Genomic DNA, 15,560 nt, shown 5'->3' with positions numbered 1-15,560 from the left:
ATTTTAGATGATTGTTGATTATATTTATTATTATGTCGTATAATATGTATGTATAATCAAAATGAAAAAGAACCGCATTGTTATGCGGTTCTTTTTTTATTCGGCAGAAAAACGTCAAAAAATATAAAATTTACTCAAAAATTCGTTGTATTTCTGTACGAGCATTTTCTCTCATTTCATCAGAATAGTGGATGTAAGTTTTTATCACAGTATCCACTGTATCCCCCAGCAGCGATGCAACAGTTTTAATATCTACACCGTTAGATAAAAGTTTTGTTGCGTATGTATGCCTAAAATCGTGAGGGCTGTGGTTATTGATGTGTTGACTTATATATTTGTATAACAACGATGAATAATTGACAGGTATAATCCTGTCGTTTGTAGAGTTGTATTTATAGTCGCTTAGTGATTTGACTAATATCAAAGGGATAGGCAATATACGTTTGCTATTCTTTGTTTTTAGTTGACCGAATCCATGATTATTGCTAGCTCCGAGTCTTACCCATTGTTTATTGATAGATATTGTCATACTATCCAAGTCTACATCATTCCATGTTAAACCTAGCAGCTCACCAACACGAATGCCAGTATAATACAAAATTTTAATAGCTACGTGGTATTGTGACAATGAGTCTGAATTATTAAAATACATCTCTATTTCTTCTACAGTTACTATGCGTTTTCTAGTTGTCTTAGGTTTGTACGGGATAGAGTTTGTAACAGGGTTGCGTGGCAATAAGTTGTAGTGAGATATAGCGTGAGACAAGACAGTTTTAAGACACCGCAAGGGATAATGTTTTGATTGAGTTTGCAAAGGCATTTCTTGTATTAGAGAATGAACGACAGAAGGGGTTATGTCTGCGATTTTAATGTCATGGATGGGGTATAGATGTTTTATTGCGTTTTGATAGCTTAACAATGTATTAGTGCGTAATTTGTCTTTCATGTCGTCAAAATATAAGCGAGTAAATTCAATGAACGTCATATTTGCTAATTCTTCATTGTTTGTTAGTAACAAATTTTCTTTTATTTCTTTAACAATAATATCTCCATAATCCTTGGCAATTCGTTTAGTCAAAAAACCTTGTTTGCTTTTTTGTCGCCATCTGCCATACCTATCTTTATAGCTCACAATAACTTGCCAGTTTTTATCTTTTTGTCGTGTTGATATTGAATAGCTTGCCATGGTTACTCCTTTTAATTAAATATTATTTTATATGTCGAATCCATAAAAATCCTAATATGATATACTGAAAGTAATGTTAGGTTGTTTTTTATAGGGGGATCAATGAAAAAGAAATTTATAAAAAAGCCAATTGTAATAGAGGCGTACCAAACAGATAAGGAGATGACCGTTCAAACTTTAGAAGGTCCAATGCATGCTAGCATTGGGGATTGGATTATTACAGGTATACGAGGTGAGCAATATCCTTGTAAGCCTGATGTGTTTGATAGAATGTATGAAGAAGTTTCACAAGACACGCCAATTACTGAATATATATAAGCATTATTGGTGAAAGCTCTATGTATTGGAAATATTCCAATAGTTGAATTGCAAAACATATGTTCTTAATTTCTTGTAAAATTATTCCCCCTCAATCGAGGGGGATTATTTTTATTGTAAAGAATTTTTAATTATTTTTAAATCTTGGTGCAGTTGCATAGAGCGTTGTAGTTCTTGTAATGTTTCTGCTGGAACGTGGTAGTCATATTTATATTTTTCACCTTGGTAGCGAATAATAGGGTTTGTACCTTCTAACAATAATTTAATACCATCATAGGCTTTATCGTACGGAATATCCAACGTTTCATATTTACCACCCATTACGATTTGAGTGTTTTTGCCATCGCCGCTTTGTCCAGCAAAAGTATTAAGTTTTAATTCCCATTTGCCTTGATCTGTGGAGAAGATAAGTTTATCCCAGAAAACCCAATCGATATTGCTATCAAAGTGTACAAATTTTAAATACTCACTAACTTTTTTATCGCCATCAACTTTAGCTGTCCAGTATACGTTGCTCATAGGAGGATATTTGTCAGTACCCCATGATTTATACCATGTAACTTTTTCAACTTCATCAATATTTTGTGGCGTAGCTTGTAAAATTGCTAATGCGTCATTTTTAGCTTGTTCTTTTTGTTCAGCTGTTACAGTAACTGCAGTATTAGAATTGTTTGCAGAATCTGAATCCATCTTGCCAGGGTTAATAACGATTAATAAAACAATCATTAAAATAAAGCCACCAACAGAGTAACCAAGAACTTTGCCACGTGTTGGATTTTGAATAGATTTTGGCAATACCTTCTTCGGTGAAATCATGCCAATAATAAACATTAGGATAAATCCGATTATCCCTAAACCGATTAATACACCAATAAATGTACCCATATTTCTGCCTCCTACAAATCCCTTCGAACTTCTACCGCTTTACCGATAATCATAATTGGTAAAGTTGCTATATCGTGATTGCTATAGAACATTCTAGGAAATGCCCTTACATTATCACCAACAATATCTATACCATCTGAACGGTGGTATATGCGTTTGATGGTCGCCTCGTTATTTGCAATAGAAACGGCAGCGATTTCTCCATCTTCAACATCAGGTTGTTGTCTAATCACAACAATATCACTATCAAACAGGGTAGGCTCCATTGAGTCTCCTTTAATACGTAAGGCGAAATATTCTCCACGCATGGCCATCGAATGTGAAATTTCTATCCATTCATCATATTCAGTAACAGCCGTATTGGGAATGCCAGCAACGATAGAGCCTAATACAGGAACGCGAACACCCCTGCTAAGTGGTATAGCATAGTTTATTTCAGCTTTTAATTCGTTAGTAGTAGAATTCCTACCGAGCAAGTAATCTGTTGTTACGTTGAAATATTCTGCAATAGTAGCAGTCATTTCTTGGTTAGGCTCACGAGTATTATTCTCCCATGTTGATATTGTTTTATTTGAAACATTTAATATTTCACCCAACTCAACGCCAGTTAATCCTTTTGATTGACGCAGAGCTTTTAATCTTGATCCGAATGTGCTCATGAATACCTCCAAATGGTTATTCCTATATAGTTAATTTACCATAATGTAGAACAAAAAATAAAACTACAATTTGTAGAATCAGTACTTGATATTCTACGAAATGTAGTCTATAATGAACACATAAGATAAATCTACAAAAAGTAGAACACAAGGAAGGGGGGATTCAATGAAATTAAAAAGACTTGCTAAGTTGCGAATGCAAGCAGGACTAACTCAAACAGAGTTTGCAGTAAAACTAGGGTTATCTATTAAAAATTATAACCATAAAGAAAATGGAATACGAAAGTTTACTCCAGCAGAGATGATCAAAGTATATAAAGTTCTGAGAAGAACTAATCCAAAACTAAACATGCAAGATATATTTTTTTAATCAAAAAATCTACATAAAGTAGATTATAAATGAAAGGGCGTGAAATATGAAAATGACATATACATCAGAGGAAGTAATGGATATTCTTCATTGCTCAAAAAGCACTCTGATGAATTACAAAAATCGTGGAGTTTTACAACCCATTAAGGGAGTAAAACCTATGCTGTACAGCGTTAGTACTGTACAAGCATTTATAGACGGTGATGAAGAATATTCACCATTACAATATAACGCTTTAAAGAGAGAGTTTAAACGTTTGCAAGAAGAAAACAGACGTTTAAAAGCTAAATTCTTAAAAGTACAAAATGTAATAACTGTCGAGGTAGGTGATTTAATAGAAAACTTACCTTAACTACAAAATAGCACATAGAAAGGTGGTGGTGCTATGAAAAAGATTGCACGGAGTGAATTTGATTCGGCACTCCGTTGCGTAGATAAGAATCAAACAAGAATAGCAGAGGATCTAAATGTAAGTATCCGAAGCTTAAATAATTACATAAGCGGGAAACAGCAACCGCCTTGTGATGTAGTGGCACAAGCGGTAAGAGAATACGGGCTGCATAGATTAGCAGTAGCTCAATTATCAAGCTGTTGTCCGATTGGGAAGTTGTATTTACCTGAGATAGAGTTGGTAACTCTTGAAATGGCGGTATTAAAATTCCAACAACAACTAAATGGTATTAATGAAATAATGCACGAGTTGATACAAACTGCGTGCGGAGAGCCAAGTACAGATGAAGAAATAAATTTCATACAAGCCAAAATAAAAGAGTTAACAGGTACATGTATCGTGGTAAATGTATCTCTAGAAAGGAGAAAACATGAGATACGCACAGAGAACAATAACCATGCGTAAAGCTCCGTGGTACAGAGTTTTACGGTGGGATAGAGTAGCTATGATATGTGCTGTAGTAGGTAGCATATCTATAGGGGTATATCAAATGATACCGACAGAGCAAGCTACTGCTACATATGAATATGTAGTACAACCAGGAGATACATTATGGAGTATTGCATATAAAAATGTCGGTGAACAAAAAGATGTTCGCCGAGAAATATATGATATTAAATTTGACAACAATATCAATGAACATATGCGGGATATACATCCCGGTGATGTTCTGATATTAAAAAAGCCTATTAACCAACCACGACATTAGTTAATAGGCAAATAAAAAAATAACCAGTTTTATTTTAGCACATAAGGGGGTTCTTATGCCAATTCCTGATAAAAATATAGATTTTAATTTCTTCACTAGGTCGGGACGATTCCCGCCTAAAATACGATTTAACATGTGGGGTTCTGCATGTGGTCTAAGCCTTGATGCATACAAAGCTATCGGTAAGCCTTTAGGTCTTAAAGTTGGTATAGATAAAGAAAACAGGGAAATTCATATTTTGCCGATTACTGAAAAGAATGTGAATGGAGCTATTTATTTCAAAGAGTATGAATTGAAACAATCGAAGATAATTATTTCAAGAGCTCGCATTGTCTTAAATGAATTGAGAAGCTTAGGCATAATTAAAAATATTGAAGGTATTGCTAGTAAAAATGAGCTAGTATTTAGTTTTTAAAAGGAGAAAAACATCATGGAAAATATCTTAACAATAAAATTCAATACATTAGATGAATTAGCAACGCAAGTGGCAGAATGGAATGAACGATTAAATCATCAATGCCAATGTCAATGTATGTCAGGTAGTAGTCTTGAATTAGCGGAAAGCAAACTCAAAGATACATTCAAGAAAGCAGCACAAGCAACAGATGTTAAAGATAAACCAACAAAAGCAAAGAAAGAAGAAAAAACAAAGAAAAAAGAAGAAAAAAAACCAGTTGAAGAGGTTAAGGCTGTACCAGTAGCCAATGAAACTCCTACAGCTGAGGAAATTCCTGTAGTTGATTTTACAGAAGAAAAACAACAAGAAAAAGTGGATGCACATGTCGAAGAAATTGACGTTATTCCGTTTGACCCTAAGGCATTTTGGGTTGAGCTCTTAACGTGGATGGGTAAAGATGGGCAACGTGCGACAAGTGCGTTGAAAATCTTTAGAACGCATGGCATAGAAAAACCATCATCAAGTCAATTGACTGATGATATTGTAAATGAATTAAAAGCGTTGATGGCTGCATAAAAGGAGTAGGAGATAATGGCAAAATATACACAGTATAAAAGAGTATTAGACGAAGTAACACCTCAAATCGAGGTGTTACAAAAGGCAATCGAATTAGATCCTGATAATGCAGGAGAATATCAAAAAGCAATCGCTTTTTGCCAAACCAATATCGCTGTAACGTCGGCAATTATACAAGCAATAAAGCTTGTTAATAAAGAGGATAACAAGCGGAAACAAAAAGAGGCGGAAGAAAAGAAAAAAGCACCTGAAGGAAAGCCAGCAGAGGCTACAGAAGAAAATGACGCATTAAGCTTATTCGGTGGTGAGTAAGTAGGAGGTAATTATGGCTGGAGAATGGTTAGCGTGGACAAGTGTTCGCAAAATGTTCGATTCTATCATTTTAGAAACGGATACTTGCGATTACACAACTATATACCATTTTGATTGTGGGCATACGTTTGGTGGAGCGTGGAAGCGAAAATTCAAATATTATACCGGGTTTTCCACGGAATCCAAATATTATATTTGCCCTAAGTGTGGCAAGCGGTCTAATCCGCTTAAAGACAGGATACACGTCTCACACAATGCAGATGAGGTATATCCTATCTCAATGGAGATACAAGTGATTAATTTTAAAAATTTCTTGGACTTAATAGTCCGTTACAGAGGAGTTCAACTATCTTTGAACGGAACTAGAAGCGAAGAAAAATCTTATATAGAAAAACTTCGCTTTGATTTCAAAAAAAAGAGTGCATTTTTAATCGATAGAAACAAGGTGTACCACAAAATAACACCGTCATATTCCAGCAATACGAATAGTGTATTGCCTGTGCTTAAATATTTAAGCACTTCATATGCAGTGTGTGGAAGCAGAAAAACAGAATTAAACAATGTATTCAAAACTTTACGGCTTGCGTTTGAACGTAGGCTAAAAGAAACATATGGTTTTTCTGTAAAAAAAGTATACATAAGGCCTAAAATTGGCGAGTATGGTGGATATTACAATACTATGTTAGTGAACATGGCATTTAAAATGGGGGCGCCAGACATGCCACCTATTTCAGAAATATATAGAAGTACGAAATGGTGGACGGGAGAATATAGGCGGATGCCAATATGTGGTGATATTGATGATGTGGTTTTTTATGCTACAAGAAAAGGCGTCGGGTTTATCGACGCTTTAATTAAACATTTTCATGCTCCTAATTCAAGGGCATTGCGTAAAGCAATGGCAACAGATGTGATGGTAGTTACTACAGCTAACATTTTAAATTTGTTTAATGATGAGAATGTTAGACGTAGGCTATTATCACACAATACAAAGGAAACAGGGTATTACAGAATAACAACACAGAGCATTTGCGAAGCAATGCGAGTTGAAAACCAGCTCATTCGTGATATGTGGGTACGATTAATCAAGCGACATGGCGAAAGTACTATTTTAAATTATTTATTGTCAAATGATAGGCATGAAATCAGAGATATTTCAATCATGTATGAAAAGTTGAATAAAGAATATCGTAAATCAGTATGGGATAAAAAGTGCAAGTTAAAAGAATTTCATGACTTGCTTGTTGAAGTTTATAACAAGCAAGAATATGGAGATGTGAATTTGCCAGCTATCCCAGCATTAAATAAAGATGTCAACGGTATGCATTTTATAGTGCCAAAAACCGCTGCAGATTTAATGACGGTAGGCAAGCAATTAAAAAATTGTGTTGGTTCATATAAAGATAGAGTATTAAGGGGGTATACAGCTATTGTTGTTGTAACCAATGAAAACATGAAACCTATTGCATGTTTAGAGTTAGAAAGATGTGATGGTACATTTTCAAAATTAGTACAAGCTAAATTATTCGCGAATAAACGTGTAGCAAAAGATGAGTGCATTAATGCCACTGTCTTGAAGTGGGCGGAACAGTTAAAAATTGCACCTACTACCATTGATGTTACAGCCCAAGCTAGTTAAGAGAGGTACATTATGAAACTGAAAAAATTAAACATAAGAAATTTCAAAGGGATCAAAAAAAATACTTTTGAATTTAATGGAGATAATGTTGTTATCCGGGGCGATAATGCCACAGGAAAGACAACAGTATTTGATAGCATGTGCTGGTTATTGTTTGGCAAAGATAGTTTAGATAGAGCTGATTTTGAAATAAAGACGATAGAAAACGGCACTCCATTGCATAAAGTTAATCATGAAGTAGAGGGAGAATTTATCAATGATGATGGTACATCTTTCACATTAAGACGTGTATATCGCGAGAAATATAGTAGTCCGAGAGGGAGAGAGGTCAAACTTACGGGACATACTACAGATTATTTCATTGATGAAGTGCCGGTAAAAGAAAAGGAATATAAAGCTTACATCAATAATATCATTGATGAAGATGTATTCAAGTTGATTACAAATCCGCTCTATTTTAACGAACAGTACAGTTGGCAAAACAGACGGAAATTATTACTTGAAATGTGCGGAAATGTAGATGATGAAAGCGTTATTCGTTGTCATGGAGAACTGAGAAAGTTAGCATCAATTCTTAATGGCCGTACCGTTGAAGAGCATAAAAAAATAGTTGCAGCTAAAAAAGCAGCTATCAATAAAGAACTGGATATGATACCAGTTCGGATTGATGAAGCAATCGAAAACAAGCCGGAAATAACAACTAATAAAGAAGTATTAAAAGAAAATATCAGTACACTTAATAACGACATCAAAAAGTTAGAAGAAGAGAAAGCGTTATTGAGTAATGGACTAAGTGCAGTAGAGAACCAGTTAAAAATTAAAGATTTACAACAAAAAAGCGAGGCAAGAAAAAATGAAGTACTATCCATGTATCGTATGGATAAAAAACGCTTACAGAGTGAATATGAGTTGTTGTTGAAAGAGGTGAAGTCGTTACAAGAGGAACGGCAAAAGCTTATAAGTCAAAGTTATGATATTGAACAAAATATCAAACGTGAAGACGAACACAGTAAGGCTCTACAAGATGAATTTAATGAGTTAAACACTAAACAATTTGATGGCATAATTTGTCCGACGTGCGGACAGACATATCCGAGTGATCAACGTGAAGCATTAGAACAACAATTTAATAAACAAAAAGCTGATAACCTCGATAAGTTGCAAAGCTTGATAAATCGAGCTATTGAGAGCAAAAAAACATACAGTGAAGAACAAGAATTACTCACTGTTAAAATTGATAGTTTAGCAAATCAATTAACAGATAAAGAGAATGCATGTAAAGCAAGTAAAGAAAGGTTTGAAGCGTTACAAGAGCCTGATGTAAATAGTGATGATGAATATGCTAATTTACAAGGTGAATTATTCTTACTTGAATCGTCAAGTAATGAAGATAATGAAGAAGAAATTGAGAGAAAAAGTGCTGAAATTAATTCATTAAAAGAAAAACGAAATGCATTCGAAAGTGAGTTGAATAAATATAAGTTAGTTGATGATATCGACAAACGAATTGCAGAGCTTGAACGCAAGCAAGAACAACTCGCAAATGATAAGAATGAGCTAGATGAAGCTATGTTCCTGATGGACGAGTTTATAAAAGCAAAGGTCGATATGTTAGAGCAGTCGATTAATAAGCATTTTAAATATGCACGATTTAAGATGTTCAATGTATTAGTGAATGGCAACATTGATGAGTGTTGCGAAACTACATATAAAGATGTGCCGTACCGGAGCATGAATAATGCAGCACGTATCAATGTAGGGTTAGATATTATTAATGCATTAACAAATTATTATAAAGTAACTGCACCGGTATTTATTGATAATGCAGAAGCAGTAACTGAATTTATTGATGTGAATAGTCAAACGATAGAGCTTATCGTTGATGTAACTTGTAAAACATTAAAAATAGCGTAGGAGGAATACAAATGGCAAACGAAGTGGCAACAAGAAACAATAATAATTTACCAGGTTTTCAATCAGCAGAAGGTTTTGAATTATTACAACGGCAAGCGAAGATGTTTACACTTTCAACGCTTGTTCCTCCGCAGTTTCAAGGAGAACAGAATTTAGGTAATACAATTATTGCATTAGAGATGGCACAGAGAATGGAAGCAAGTCCATTAATGGTAATGCAGAATTTATATGTTGTGCATGGAAACCCGGGGTGGTCATCAAAATTCTTAATTGCAACGTTTAATCAATGTGGGCGATTTGAAGCAATTAAATATAGACCTACAGGAACAAAAGGCACTGATAGTCAAGGTATTATTGCTTACACAAAAGAAAAAGGCAGTGATGAGATTATAGCAGGTCCCGAAGTAACCATTGCTCTTGCAAAACAAGAGGGCTGGTACGAAAAGAAAGGATCCAAATGGAAAACAATGCCTGACCAAATGTTGAGATATCGTGCAGCAGCGTGGTTGATCAGAACGACTGCACCCGAGATTTCAATGGGATTACAAACTACTGATGAAATTATTGATGTAGAAGGCAAAGTAAGCGATGTCATTGATGATGTAACTACTACTATTGAGCATAATGCTAATAGTGAAGTAATTGATGTACCTATTGAAGATGAACCTACATTTATTGATAGTGAAACTGGTGAAATTCTAAACACAGAAAAGATGTTTAGTAATGATTAATATTGAAGCGTTCGGTAGCAGTTCGAAAGGTAACTGCTATCGAATTAAATCAAGCGTGAATGGTGATGAATTGTTGTTAGATGTAGGTTTACCATTTAAAGATGTACAACGGGCTTGTAGGTACAATTTTATTAATTTGTTAGGGGCTGTAGTAACACATCAACATGGAGACCATTCAAAAGCGGTGGTTGATATGTTGAAGTTGGGACATAAGATATACATGTTACGAGACACGGCACAAGCGTTACATGTACTTGATGAACGCACATGGATTGAAATAATACCGAAACAATCAATAAAAATAGGAGTATTTACGGTACTACCATTTGAATTAGAACATGATGTACCCAATGTTGGATATTTAATAACAGACGGTGAGGAAAAGCTCCTATATATTACCGATACATATTATTGTAAATACACATTTAAAGGTGTACATCACATTTTGGTTGAGTGTAACCATTCTTATAAAATACTAAACAAAAAAGTGGCAGAGGGTGTATTGCTTAAACATAGAATGGAACGGTTAATTCAATCGCATTTTGCGTTAGAGAATGTAATTAAATTTCTACAATCTATGGATCTAACTGTATGCAAATCAATTCATTTGATCCATTTATCAAATGAAAATTCGAATGAGAAAGAGTTTAAACAAGCGGTACAGATGGCAACCGGTAAGTTAGTAATTGTACATAAAGAAAAGGAGTAATAATGGCAAAGGATCAACCATATTATTTTAGCCATGATGTTAATGCTAGCAGCGATCCAAAAATAGTGGCGATGGTATCTAGGTATGGCACTATTTCATATGCGTGGTGGTGGCTATTGATTGAAAAATTAGCTACTTCTGAAGATTATAAATTACCTTTTAAAAAATATACGTTTATTGCATTAGATAAAGAGCTGGAAATAGAATGCGAAAACGAACAGATGTTTAACGAAAATGAACGACCGTTCAACGAAAATGAACGACCGTTCAACGAAAATGAACAAAGCTTTTTTTGTAAGAATAAATCGTTTTTCTTTGTAAACTCATTAATTTATGATTTTGAATTATTAGAATGTGATGATGAACATTTTTGGTCGCCGAGTTTAATTCGTAGGCAAGGAGACCGAAAAAGTAAATTTGAAAAAAAGCAGGAACAATGTAGGCTGGCAGGCATTAAAAGTGGTGAAGCAAGACGAAAAAAGGAACGAAATGGAACGACCGTTCAACAAAACCCAACGGATGTTCAACGAAATGAACAAAAGAAAAGAAAAGAAAAGAAAAATATAGAAGAAGAAGAAGAAAGAGAGGCAGAAAATTTAAAAATTTACAAAGCGTACATGAATAAGATAGGGACGATTTCACCAATTATCAAAGAACGATTAGATGAGTTGGTAGAAGAGTACGGAATTAAGCGTGCTCTTATAGCGATTGATACTTCTTCTGACAATCATGGAAATAGTATTAAGTATGTTGAAACGGTGGCAAAAGATAATATGCGAAAGGAAGTGCAAACAGATCTTGGAACAGCTAAACGTAACAGCAGAAATAGACAGAATCAGAAAGATGAACAAGTTGACTGGCAAGCCGAATATGAAAGAGTGCACGGCAAACAATGAATTCTTTTATCCAACGTATGATGAACCTGTTGTTATGAAATTGAATACAAATGCTAATTATTCAGCGGTAGGAATACCTAAGCGATACTATGACATGAGTTTTGAATGGTTACGTAAACATGGTAAGTTCCCGAAAGAAAATGCGGGAGCATATGCAGTTGTTAAACAGTATACTGACAATTTAGAAAAGAATATTAGTACCGGCAAGGGTCTCATTTTAAGAGGCCCAGCTGGCACGGGTAAAACATCTATAGCTGTTAGCGTTCTGAAAAAAGTAATTGCATTAAGAAAAGGCTGCATGATGATTTCTATGCCAAGCTTGTTAGATACTATGTTGACATTGTCGAAAGGCGATAGAGTAGCTTTTCTACAATATGAGCAAAAGCTTAGAAGTATACCGTTATTATTGTTAGATGACTTCGGAGCTGAATATTTAAAATCGGATTGGGTTAACAATAAAGTAGAAAGCGTTATTATTGACCGCTGCCACGAAATGAAAGCCGTTATATTGACAACAAACTACAATGAAGATCAAACGAAAAAGCATTATAGCGAACGAGTGATTGACAGATTGAGAGGAAGTGATTATGAAGAAGCCGTATTTTTAGGTCCGTCACATCGATAAAAATGTAAAACGCTTAAATTTAAGCTATAAGGGCGGTAAAAATAATGTGATGTATATTTTATTAAGAAATACAAAAACCAAGCAAATAGCTATGAAATTTTTAGTTTTTTAAGCATGTATAAGAAAAAGAAAGGGTCATAAAAATATGACTGATGAAATAATGAGCATTACATTAGATTGTCAATATCCAACGTTAAACGAGTATATCAATGTTGAAAGAAATAATCGATATAGTGCGAATAGTCAGAAACAAAAGTATACAAATATCACTAAAATGTTGGCAAAACATTGTAATAAAGTTACTGAAAAAGCGGATATGCTGTTTGAATGGCACGTAGCGACAAAACATGATCATGACAATATAGCGTTTGCTAAAAAGTTTATTCTAGATGGATTTAAACAAGCTGGAGTTATTAAAGATGATAAGCAAGCGTACATTGGACATTTATATGATGAATTTTACAAAGACACACGGTCATATGTAATTGTTCATGTGTTAAAACATCAAAGTAATGGAAGATTGAAAGGGTGATAATAATGGATAAGAAAAAATTAAGTGAAGAATTGTTAAAACGTTTATATAAAGCAGGTTACAGATATATAGTACGAGATTCAGATTTTTCGCTATACGCCTACTGGTATAAACCTGTAAAAGGCAGTATGTACTGGACGATGGGCAGTCAACCGGAACAGCGGTCGTTTTCTTTGTTCTTGTTTAATGACTTATACAATTATATTGAATTTGAAGATGAAGAACCATTTAATATTGCTAAAGCTTTAGGCACTATTGATTAGGAGGAGCGAGAAATGGACAAGAAAGAGCGTAAAAAACAGATTTTACAGATGTTTTATGCATGCGGATATCAATACCTTGCACGGGATAAAAACGGCTATATGCACATCTTTACAAAAAAACCGACAAAGGGAGAGGCTTGCTGGTTATGCAAAGAGGGAATTAGAGGGGGCTTCTTTTTTTTATGACGAATCATTTGAAGATGTAACATTTAATGACGCAGAACCACTTTATATAGCACATGAATTAGGTGCGGGCGATGGAAATGATGCCTAATAAATCAAAGAAAGGAGAAATTGCAATGAACAAAGAAGAGTTAAGAAATGAAGTTTTAAAGCTGATTTACGATAAAGGATATCGATACATCGTACGTAACGTAGATGGAATTGGATATATTCACATTGAAAAGCCGATAAAAGGAGCAAGGTATTGGTTGAGTAACGATAAAGTTATAAGATTGTATTTTTTTGATAAAGTATTCGAAGATATAACGTTCGAGAACGAAGAACCGCTCAATATAGCTAAAGAATTAGGCATTATCGATTGGTCGCAAGTACCCGAGGATACTAAAGTTTTAGTATCTAATGATGGCGAGAAATGGGAACGGAAACACTTTGCACAATATAACGGAAAATGTTCTACATATCCCTTTGAAGTTTACGTAAATGGGACGACGTCGTGGACGAGTATGAGAACAATTAGGTTCAAGTATTGCAAGCTAGCAGAGGAGAACTAACATGAATACAACAGACGTACGAAAAAGCACTTTGGAGTTAGTCTATAACAAGGGTTATAGATATATCACAAGGAGCATAACTGGTACTGTGCATATTCATAAAGAATTGCCAAAAAAGAAAGGATTGTACTGGATTAATAAAGGGGATTTAGCACTAAGCCTATCGTTTTCTGATGGCTTGTTTGAAGATGTAAGCTTTGAAGATAAACAACCTCTCAATATCGCCGAAGAATTAGGTATTATCGATTGATTGCAAGTATCAATGATATAGCAAAAGGAGAATGAGAAAATGAATAAGAAAGAATATGAAAAAAATTTATTGGAACGTTTATATAGGTTTGGGTATAGATACATAGCTAGAGATAAGGATAGTTGTCTTTATTCTTACTGTCGTAAGCCAAAAAAAATGGACATTTATTGGACGGCGGGAGAAAAAAGCACATGGCTATATTTGTTCGATGATTTATTTGATTACTTAACATTTGAGGACAAAGAACCATTTGACATCACCAAAGAACTAGATAGTACTGATTGGTCAACGATACCAAAAGATACTAAAGTCTTAGTATCCGATGGTGGTAAAGACTGGTCTAATAGATATTTTAAAGAATATCAAGAAAATTCAAGCTATCCATTCATTGTGTATATCAATGGCGCAACGTCATGGTCGGCAACTACTGATGGGTTTGTTATTGGGTATAAATATTGCAAGATAGCAGAAGAGGAGTAAGCATGCGAATACAAATGATTAAAAGAGCATGTAAGATAATGAATGATTACTATATGCGACACAGGTTGAACTGGCTAGTACTATATGAGTATTGCTATGAGAGGGCGTAATATGCAGAGAAAATGTCATAGATGCGGTAAATTATTTACACCGGGAAGTACTGATAAAATTTGTAATCAGTGCATATATGAAATACAACATGGACAACTAATGTGCGATAAACACACAGATAGAAAAGTAATCACAAATTATGAGAAAAAAGAGGAAAAATTAATTAAAAAATACAAGAAAATATGCGTTATTTGTTGTAACGAATTTTCTACAAATAGAAAAGATAAAAAGACGTGTGGCGTTGCTTGTGCACATGAATATAACAAAAAAATTAAGCGAGAAATATATAATAAGAAAGGGACTAATCGATAAGTGGCAGAGTTATCAAAAGAGGAAAAAAGACGATTAACAAGAGAGTACATTACAAGAATTAATGATTACTACATTGAAGAAATGGCATTAAAAAAGCAATTAAATTTATTGATTGAAAGGATGGGTCCGGCAGAACTACCGAGTGGCAATTCTGATGGAATTTCTAAAAATAGCGATCTAGACATCATGCAGCAATTTAAGCAGCTAACAAAACTAAAAGATGAAATTGATGATTTAAAAGAAAAAGCTGTTGAATGTGAGCTTACTGTAATTAGAGAAATATACAATATCAATGAGCCTAAGTACCGGGCGATACTCATTGAAAGATATATGAACAGAAGAGATATATACGCAATATCAGTGGTATATAGAGAGTTAGGTATGCAAAATAACTCAACGAATTATATTAAGAGAGTACTTAGAAGAGCTGAAGAATTGTTTTATGAAAAAAATTTAAAAAATAGGGGGTGCACCTAACGTGACTATAACTATTCAGTGTTG

At 34.3% G+C, this 15,560-nt stretch carries 25 protein-coding genes; 22 read left to right on the top strand and 3 right to left on the bottom strand.

What is annotated here, in order from left to right; translation table 11 throughout:
- Positions 1 to 130: 130 nt before the first annotated feature.
- On the bottom strand, positions 131 to 1,186 hold the full coding sequence (locus P6940_RS01985; RefSeq protein WP_277293047.1) for a tyrosine-type recombinase/integrase: 1,056 nt from the start codon (positions 1,184 to 1,186) through the stop codon (positions 131 to 133).
- Between the two features lie 102 nt (positions 1,187 to 1,288).
- Between P6940_RS01985 and P6940_RS01980 the strand changes: the two genes are divergently transcribed.
- Positions 1,289 to 1,504, top strand: coding sequence for a hypothetical protein (locus P6940_RS01980; protein ID WP_277293046.1), 216 nt, complete (start codon positions 1,289 to 1,291; stop codon positions 1,502 to 1,504).
- Positions 1,505 to 1,615: 111 nt separating this feature from the next.
- Here P6940_RS01980 and P6940_RS01975 read toward each other — a convergent pair whose 3' ends face one another.
- Positions 1,616 to 2,389, bottom strand: coding sequence for a hypothetical protein (locus P6940_RS01975; protein WP_277293045.1), 774 nt, complete (start codon positions 2,387 to 2,389; stop codon positions 1,616 to 1,618).
- Positions 2,390 to 2,400: 11 nt separating this feature from the next.
- Positions 2,401 to 3,048, bottom strand: a complete 648-nt coding sequence (locus P6940_RS01970; protein ID WP_277293044.1) for a helix-turn-helix domain-containing protein — start codon at positions 3,046 to 3,048, stop codon at positions 2,401 to 2,403.
- Positions 3,049 to 3,214: 166 nt separating this feature from the next.
- Here P6940_RS01970 and P6940_RS01965 point away from each other — a divergent pair, with 166 nt between their 5' ends.
- The 21 genes from P6940_RS01965 to P6940_RS01865 all read left to right on the top strand — a co-directional run bounded on the left by P6940_RS01965 (position 3,215) and on the right by P6940_RS01865 (position 15,536).
- Positions 3,215 to 3,418 (top strand): helix-turn-helix domain-containing protein, encoded by a 204-nt coding sequence (locus P6940_RS01965; RefSeq protein WP_277293043.1) that lies wholly within the window; start codon positions 3,215 to 3,217, stop codon positions 3,416 to 3,418.
- Between the two features lie 46 nt (positions 3,419 to 3,464).
- The gene (locus P6940_RS01960) at positions 3,465 to 3,770 is read left to right on the top strand and encodes a helix-turn-helix domain-containing protein (RefSeq protein ID WP_277293042.1); all 306 of its coding nucleotides are present in this window, start codon (positions 3,465 to 3,467) and stop codon (positions 3,768 to 3,770) included.
- A gap of 33 nt (positions 3,771 to 3,803) precedes the next feature.
- Complete coding sequence (locus tag P6940_RS01955) at positions 3,804 to 4,274, top strand: hypothetical protein (protein WP_277293041.1); 471 nt, start codon at positions 3,804 to 3,806, stop codon at positions 4,272 to 4,274.
- An 85-nt stretch (positions 4,275 to 4,359) separates the two neighbouring features.
- Positions 4,360 to 4,578, top strand: a complete 219-nt coding sequence (locus P6940_RS01950; protein ID WP_277293040.1) for a LysM peptidoglycan-binding domain-containing protein — start codon at positions 4,360 to 4,362, stop codon at positions 4,576 to 4,578.
- A gap of 55 nt (positions 4,579 to 4,633) precedes the next feature.
- On the top strand, positions 4,634 to 4,993 hold the full coding sequence (locus P6940_RS01945) for a hypothetical protein (RefSeq protein ID WP_277293039.1): 360 nt from the start codon (positions 4,634 to 4,636) through the stop codon (positions 4,991 to 4,993).
- A gap of 15 nt (positions 4,994 to 5,008) precedes the next feature.
- On the top strand, positions 5,009 to 5,551 hold the full coding sequence (locus P6940_RS01940) for a choline-binding protein A (RefSeq protein ID WP_277293038.1): 543 nt from the start codon (positions 5,009 to 5,011) through the stop codon (positions 5,549 to 5,551).
- A gap of 15 nt (positions 5,552 to 5,566) precedes the next feature.
- A complete protein-coding gene (locus P6940_RS01935; RefSeq protein WP_277293037.1) occupies positions 5,567 to 5,863 on the top strand; it encodes a hypothetical protein in 297 nt (98 codons plus the stop codon).
- Between the two features lie 352 nt (positions 5,864 to 6,215).
- Positions 6,216 to 7,502 (top strand): PcfJ domain-containing protein, encoded by a 1,287-nt coding sequence (locus P6940_RS01930; protein WP_277293036.1) that lies wholly within the window; start codon positions 6,216 to 6,218, stop codon positions 7,500 to 7,502.
- A 12-nt stretch (positions 7,503 to 7,514) separates the two neighbouring features.
- A complete protein-coding gene (locus tag P6940_RS01925; RefSeq protein WP_277293035.1) occupies positions 7,515 to 9,416 on the top strand; it encodes an AAA family ATPase in 1,902 nt (633 codons plus the stop codon).
- An 11-nt stretch (positions 9,417 to 9,427) separates the two neighbouring features.
- Entirely contained in the window at positions 9,428 to 10,147 is a 720-nt protein-coding gene (locus P6940_RS01920; RefSeq protein WP_277293034.1) for a hypothetical protein, read from the top strand.
- Positions 10,140 to 10,856 carry an MBL fold metallo-hydrolase gene (locus P6940_RS01915; protein WP_277293033.1) on the top strand — a complete coding sequence of 239 codons (717 nt, stop codon included), beginning with the start codon at positions 10,140 to 10,142 and terminating at the stop codon, positions 10,854 to 10,856. Before P6940_RS01920 ends, P6940_RS01915 begins: the two co-directional genes overlap by 8 nt.
- A gap of 2 nt (positions 10,857 to 10,858) precedes the next feature.
- Positions 10,859 to 11,752, top strand: coding sequence for a Lin1244/Lin1753 domain-containing protein (locus P6940_RS01910; RefSeq protein ID WP_277293032.1), 894 nt, complete (start codon positions 10,859 to 10,861; stop codon positions 11,750 to 11,752).
- Positions 11,700 to 12,377, top strand: coding sequence for an ATP-binding protein (locus tag P6940_RS01905; protein ID WP_277293031.1), 678 nt, complete (start codon positions 11,700 to 11,702; stop codon positions 12,375 to 12,377). The genes P6940_RS01910 and P6940_RS01905 overlap by 53 nt, the downstream gene beginning before the upstream one ends.
- A gap of 160 nt (positions 12,378 to 12,537) precedes the next feature.
- Positions 12,538 to 12,909 carry a hypothetical protein gene (locus P6940_RS01900; RefSeq protein ID WP_277293030.1) on the top strand — a complete coding sequence of 124 codons (372 nt, stop codon included), beginning with the start codon at positions 12,538 to 12,540 and terminating at the stop codon, positions 12,907 to 12,909.
- Between the two features lie 5 nt (positions 12,910 to 12,914).
- A complete protein-coding gene (locus P6940_RS01895; RefSeq protein ID WP_277293029.1) occupies positions 12,915 to 13,172 on the top strand; it encodes a hypothetical protein in 258 nt (85 codons plus the stop codon).
- Positions 13,173 to 13,227: 55 nt separating this feature from the next.
- Positions 13,228 to 13,446, top strand: a complete 219-nt coding sequence (locus P6940_RS01890) for a hypothetical protein (RefSeq protein WP_277293028.1) — start codon at positions 13,228 to 13,230, stop codon at positions 13,444 to 13,446.
- The gene (locus P6940_RS01885) at positions 13,430 to 13,906 is read left to right on the top strand and encodes a hypothetical protein (RefSeq protein ID WP_277293027.1); all 477 of its coding nucleotides are present in this window, start codon (positions 13,430 to 13,432) and stop codon (positions 13,904 to 13,906) included. The genes P6940_RS01890 and P6940_RS01885 overlap by 17 nt, the downstream gene beginning before the upstream one ends.
- 1 nt (position 13,907) lies before the next feature.
- Entirely contained in the window at positions 13,908 to 14,156 is a 249-nt protein-coding gene (locus P6940_RS01880) for a hypothetical protein (RefSeq protein WP_277293026.1), read from the top strand.
- Positions 14,157 to 14,195: 39 nt separating this feature from the next.
- On the top strand, positions 14,196 to 14,636 hold the full coding sequence (locus P6940_RS01875; RefSeq protein ID WP_277293025.1) for a hypothetical protein: 441 nt from the start codon (positions 14,196 to 14,198) through the stop codon (positions 14,634 to 14,636).
- 96 nt (positions 14,637 to 14,732) lie between these two features.
- Complete coding sequence (locus P6940_RS01870) at positions 14,733 to 15,059, top strand: hypothetical protein (protein WP_277293024.1); 327 nt, start codon at positions 14,733 to 14,735, stop codon at positions 15,057 to 15,059.
- Positions 15,060 to 15,536, top strand: a complete 477-nt coding sequence (locus P6940_RS01865; RefSeq protein WP_277293023.1) for a hypothetical protein — start codon at positions 15,060 to 15,062, stop codon at positions 15,534 to 15,536.
- Positions 15,537 to 15,560 lie beyond the last annotated feature (24 nt).

Origin of the sequence: Veillonella montpellierensis (assembly GCF_947090115.1) — a bacterium.
In the GTDB taxonomy this organism is placed as follows: domain Bacteria; phylum Bacillota; class Negativicutes; order Veillonellales; family Veillonellaceae; genus Veillonella; species Veillonella montpellierensis.
The sequence above is the reverse complement of the archived record's forward strand: the minus strand, read 5'-3'. Positions and strand labels throughout refer to the sequence as shown.

Bases quoted from the DNA above. Each gene is read 5' to 3' on its own strand.
- P6940_RS01985 (WP_277293047.1), bottom strand. From the start codon at position 1,186: ATGGCAAGCTATTCAATATCAACACGACAAAAAGATAAAAACTGGCAA.
- P6940_RS01980 (WP_277293046.1), top strand. From the start codon at position 1,289: ATGAAAAAGAAATTTATAAAAAAGCCAATTGTAATAGAGGCGTACCAA.
- P6940_RS01975 (WP_277293045.1), bottom strand. From the start codon at position 2,389: ATGGGTACATTTATTGGTGTATTAATCGGTTTAGGGATAATCGGATTT.
- P6940_RS01970 (WP_277293044.1), bottom strand. From the start codon at position 3,048: ATGAGCACATTCGGATCAAGATTAAAAGCTCTGCGTCAATCAAAAGGA.
- P6940_RS01965 (WP_277293043.1), top strand. From the start codon at position 3,215: ATGAAATTAAAAAGACTTGCTAAGTTGCGAATGCAAGCAGGACTAACT.
- P6940_RS01960 (WP_277293042.1), top strand. From the start codon at position 3,465: ATGAAAATGACATATACATCAGAGGAAGTAATGGATATTCTTCATTGC.
- P6940_RS01955 (WP_277293041.1), top strand. From the start codon at position 3,804: ATGAAAAAGATTGCACGGAGTGAATTTGATTCGGCACTCCGTTGCGTA.
- P6940_RS01950 (WP_277293040.1), top strand. From the start codon at position 4,360: ATGATACCGACAGAGCAAGCTACTGCTACATATGAATATGTAGTACAA.
- P6940_RS01945 (WP_277293039.1), top strand. From the start codon at position 4,634: ATGCCAATTCCTGATAAAAATATAGATTTTAATTTCTTCACTAGGTCG.
- P6940_RS01940 (WP_277293038.1), top strand. From the start codon at position 5,009: ATGGAAAATATCTTAACAATAAAATTCAATACATTAGATGAATTAGCA.
- P6940_RS01935 (WP_277293037.1), top strand. From the start codon at position 5,567: ATGGCAAAATATACACAGTATAAAAGAGTATTAGACGAAGTAACACCT.
- P6940_RS01925 (WP_277293035.1), top strand. From the start codon at position 7,515: ATGAAACTGAAAAAATTAAACATAAGAAATTTCAAAGGGATCAAAAAA.
- P6940_RS01920 (WP_277293034.1), top strand. From the start codon at position 9,428: ATGGCAAACGAAGTGGCAACAAGAAACAATAATAATTTACCAGGTTTT.
- P6940_RS01915 (WP_277293033.1), top strand. From the start codon at position 10,140: ATGATTAATATTGAAGCGTTCGGTAGCAGTTCGAAAGGTAACTGCTAT.
- P6940_RS01910 (WP_277293032.1), top strand. From the start codon at position 10,859: ATGGCAAAGGATCAACCATATTATTTTAGCCATGATGTTAATGCTAGC.
- P6940_RS01905 (WP_277293031.1), top strand. From the start codon at position 11,700: ATGAACAAGTTGACTGGCAAGCCGAATATGAAAGAGTGCACGGCAAAC.
- P6940_RS01900 (WP_277293030.1), top strand. From the start codon at position 12,538: ATGAGCATTACATTAGATTGTCAATATCCAACGTTAAACGAGTATATC.
- P6940_RS01895 (WP_277293029.1), top strand. From the start codon at position 12,915: ATGGATAAGAAAAAATTAAGTGAAGAATTGTTAAAACGTTTATATAAA.
- P6940_RS01890 (WP_277293028.1), top strand. From the start codon at position 13,228: ATGCATGCGGATATCAATACCTTGCACGGGATAAAAACGGCTATATGC.
- P6940_RS01885 (WP_277293027.1), top strand. From the start codon at position 13,430: ATGGAAATGATGCCTAATAAATCAAAGAAAGGAGAAATTGCAATGAAC.
- P6940_RS01880 (WP_277293026.1), top strand. From the start codon at position 13,908: ATGAATACAACAGACGTACGAAAAAGCACTTTGGAGTTAGTCTATAAC.
- P6940_RS01875 (WP_277293025.1), top strand. From the start codon at position 14,196: ATGAATAAGAAAGAATATGAAAAAAATTTATTGGAACGTTTATATAGG.
- P6940_RS01870 (WP_277293024.1), top strand. From the start codon at position 14,733: ATGAGAGGGCGTAATATGCAGAGAAAATGTCATAGATGCGGTAAATTA.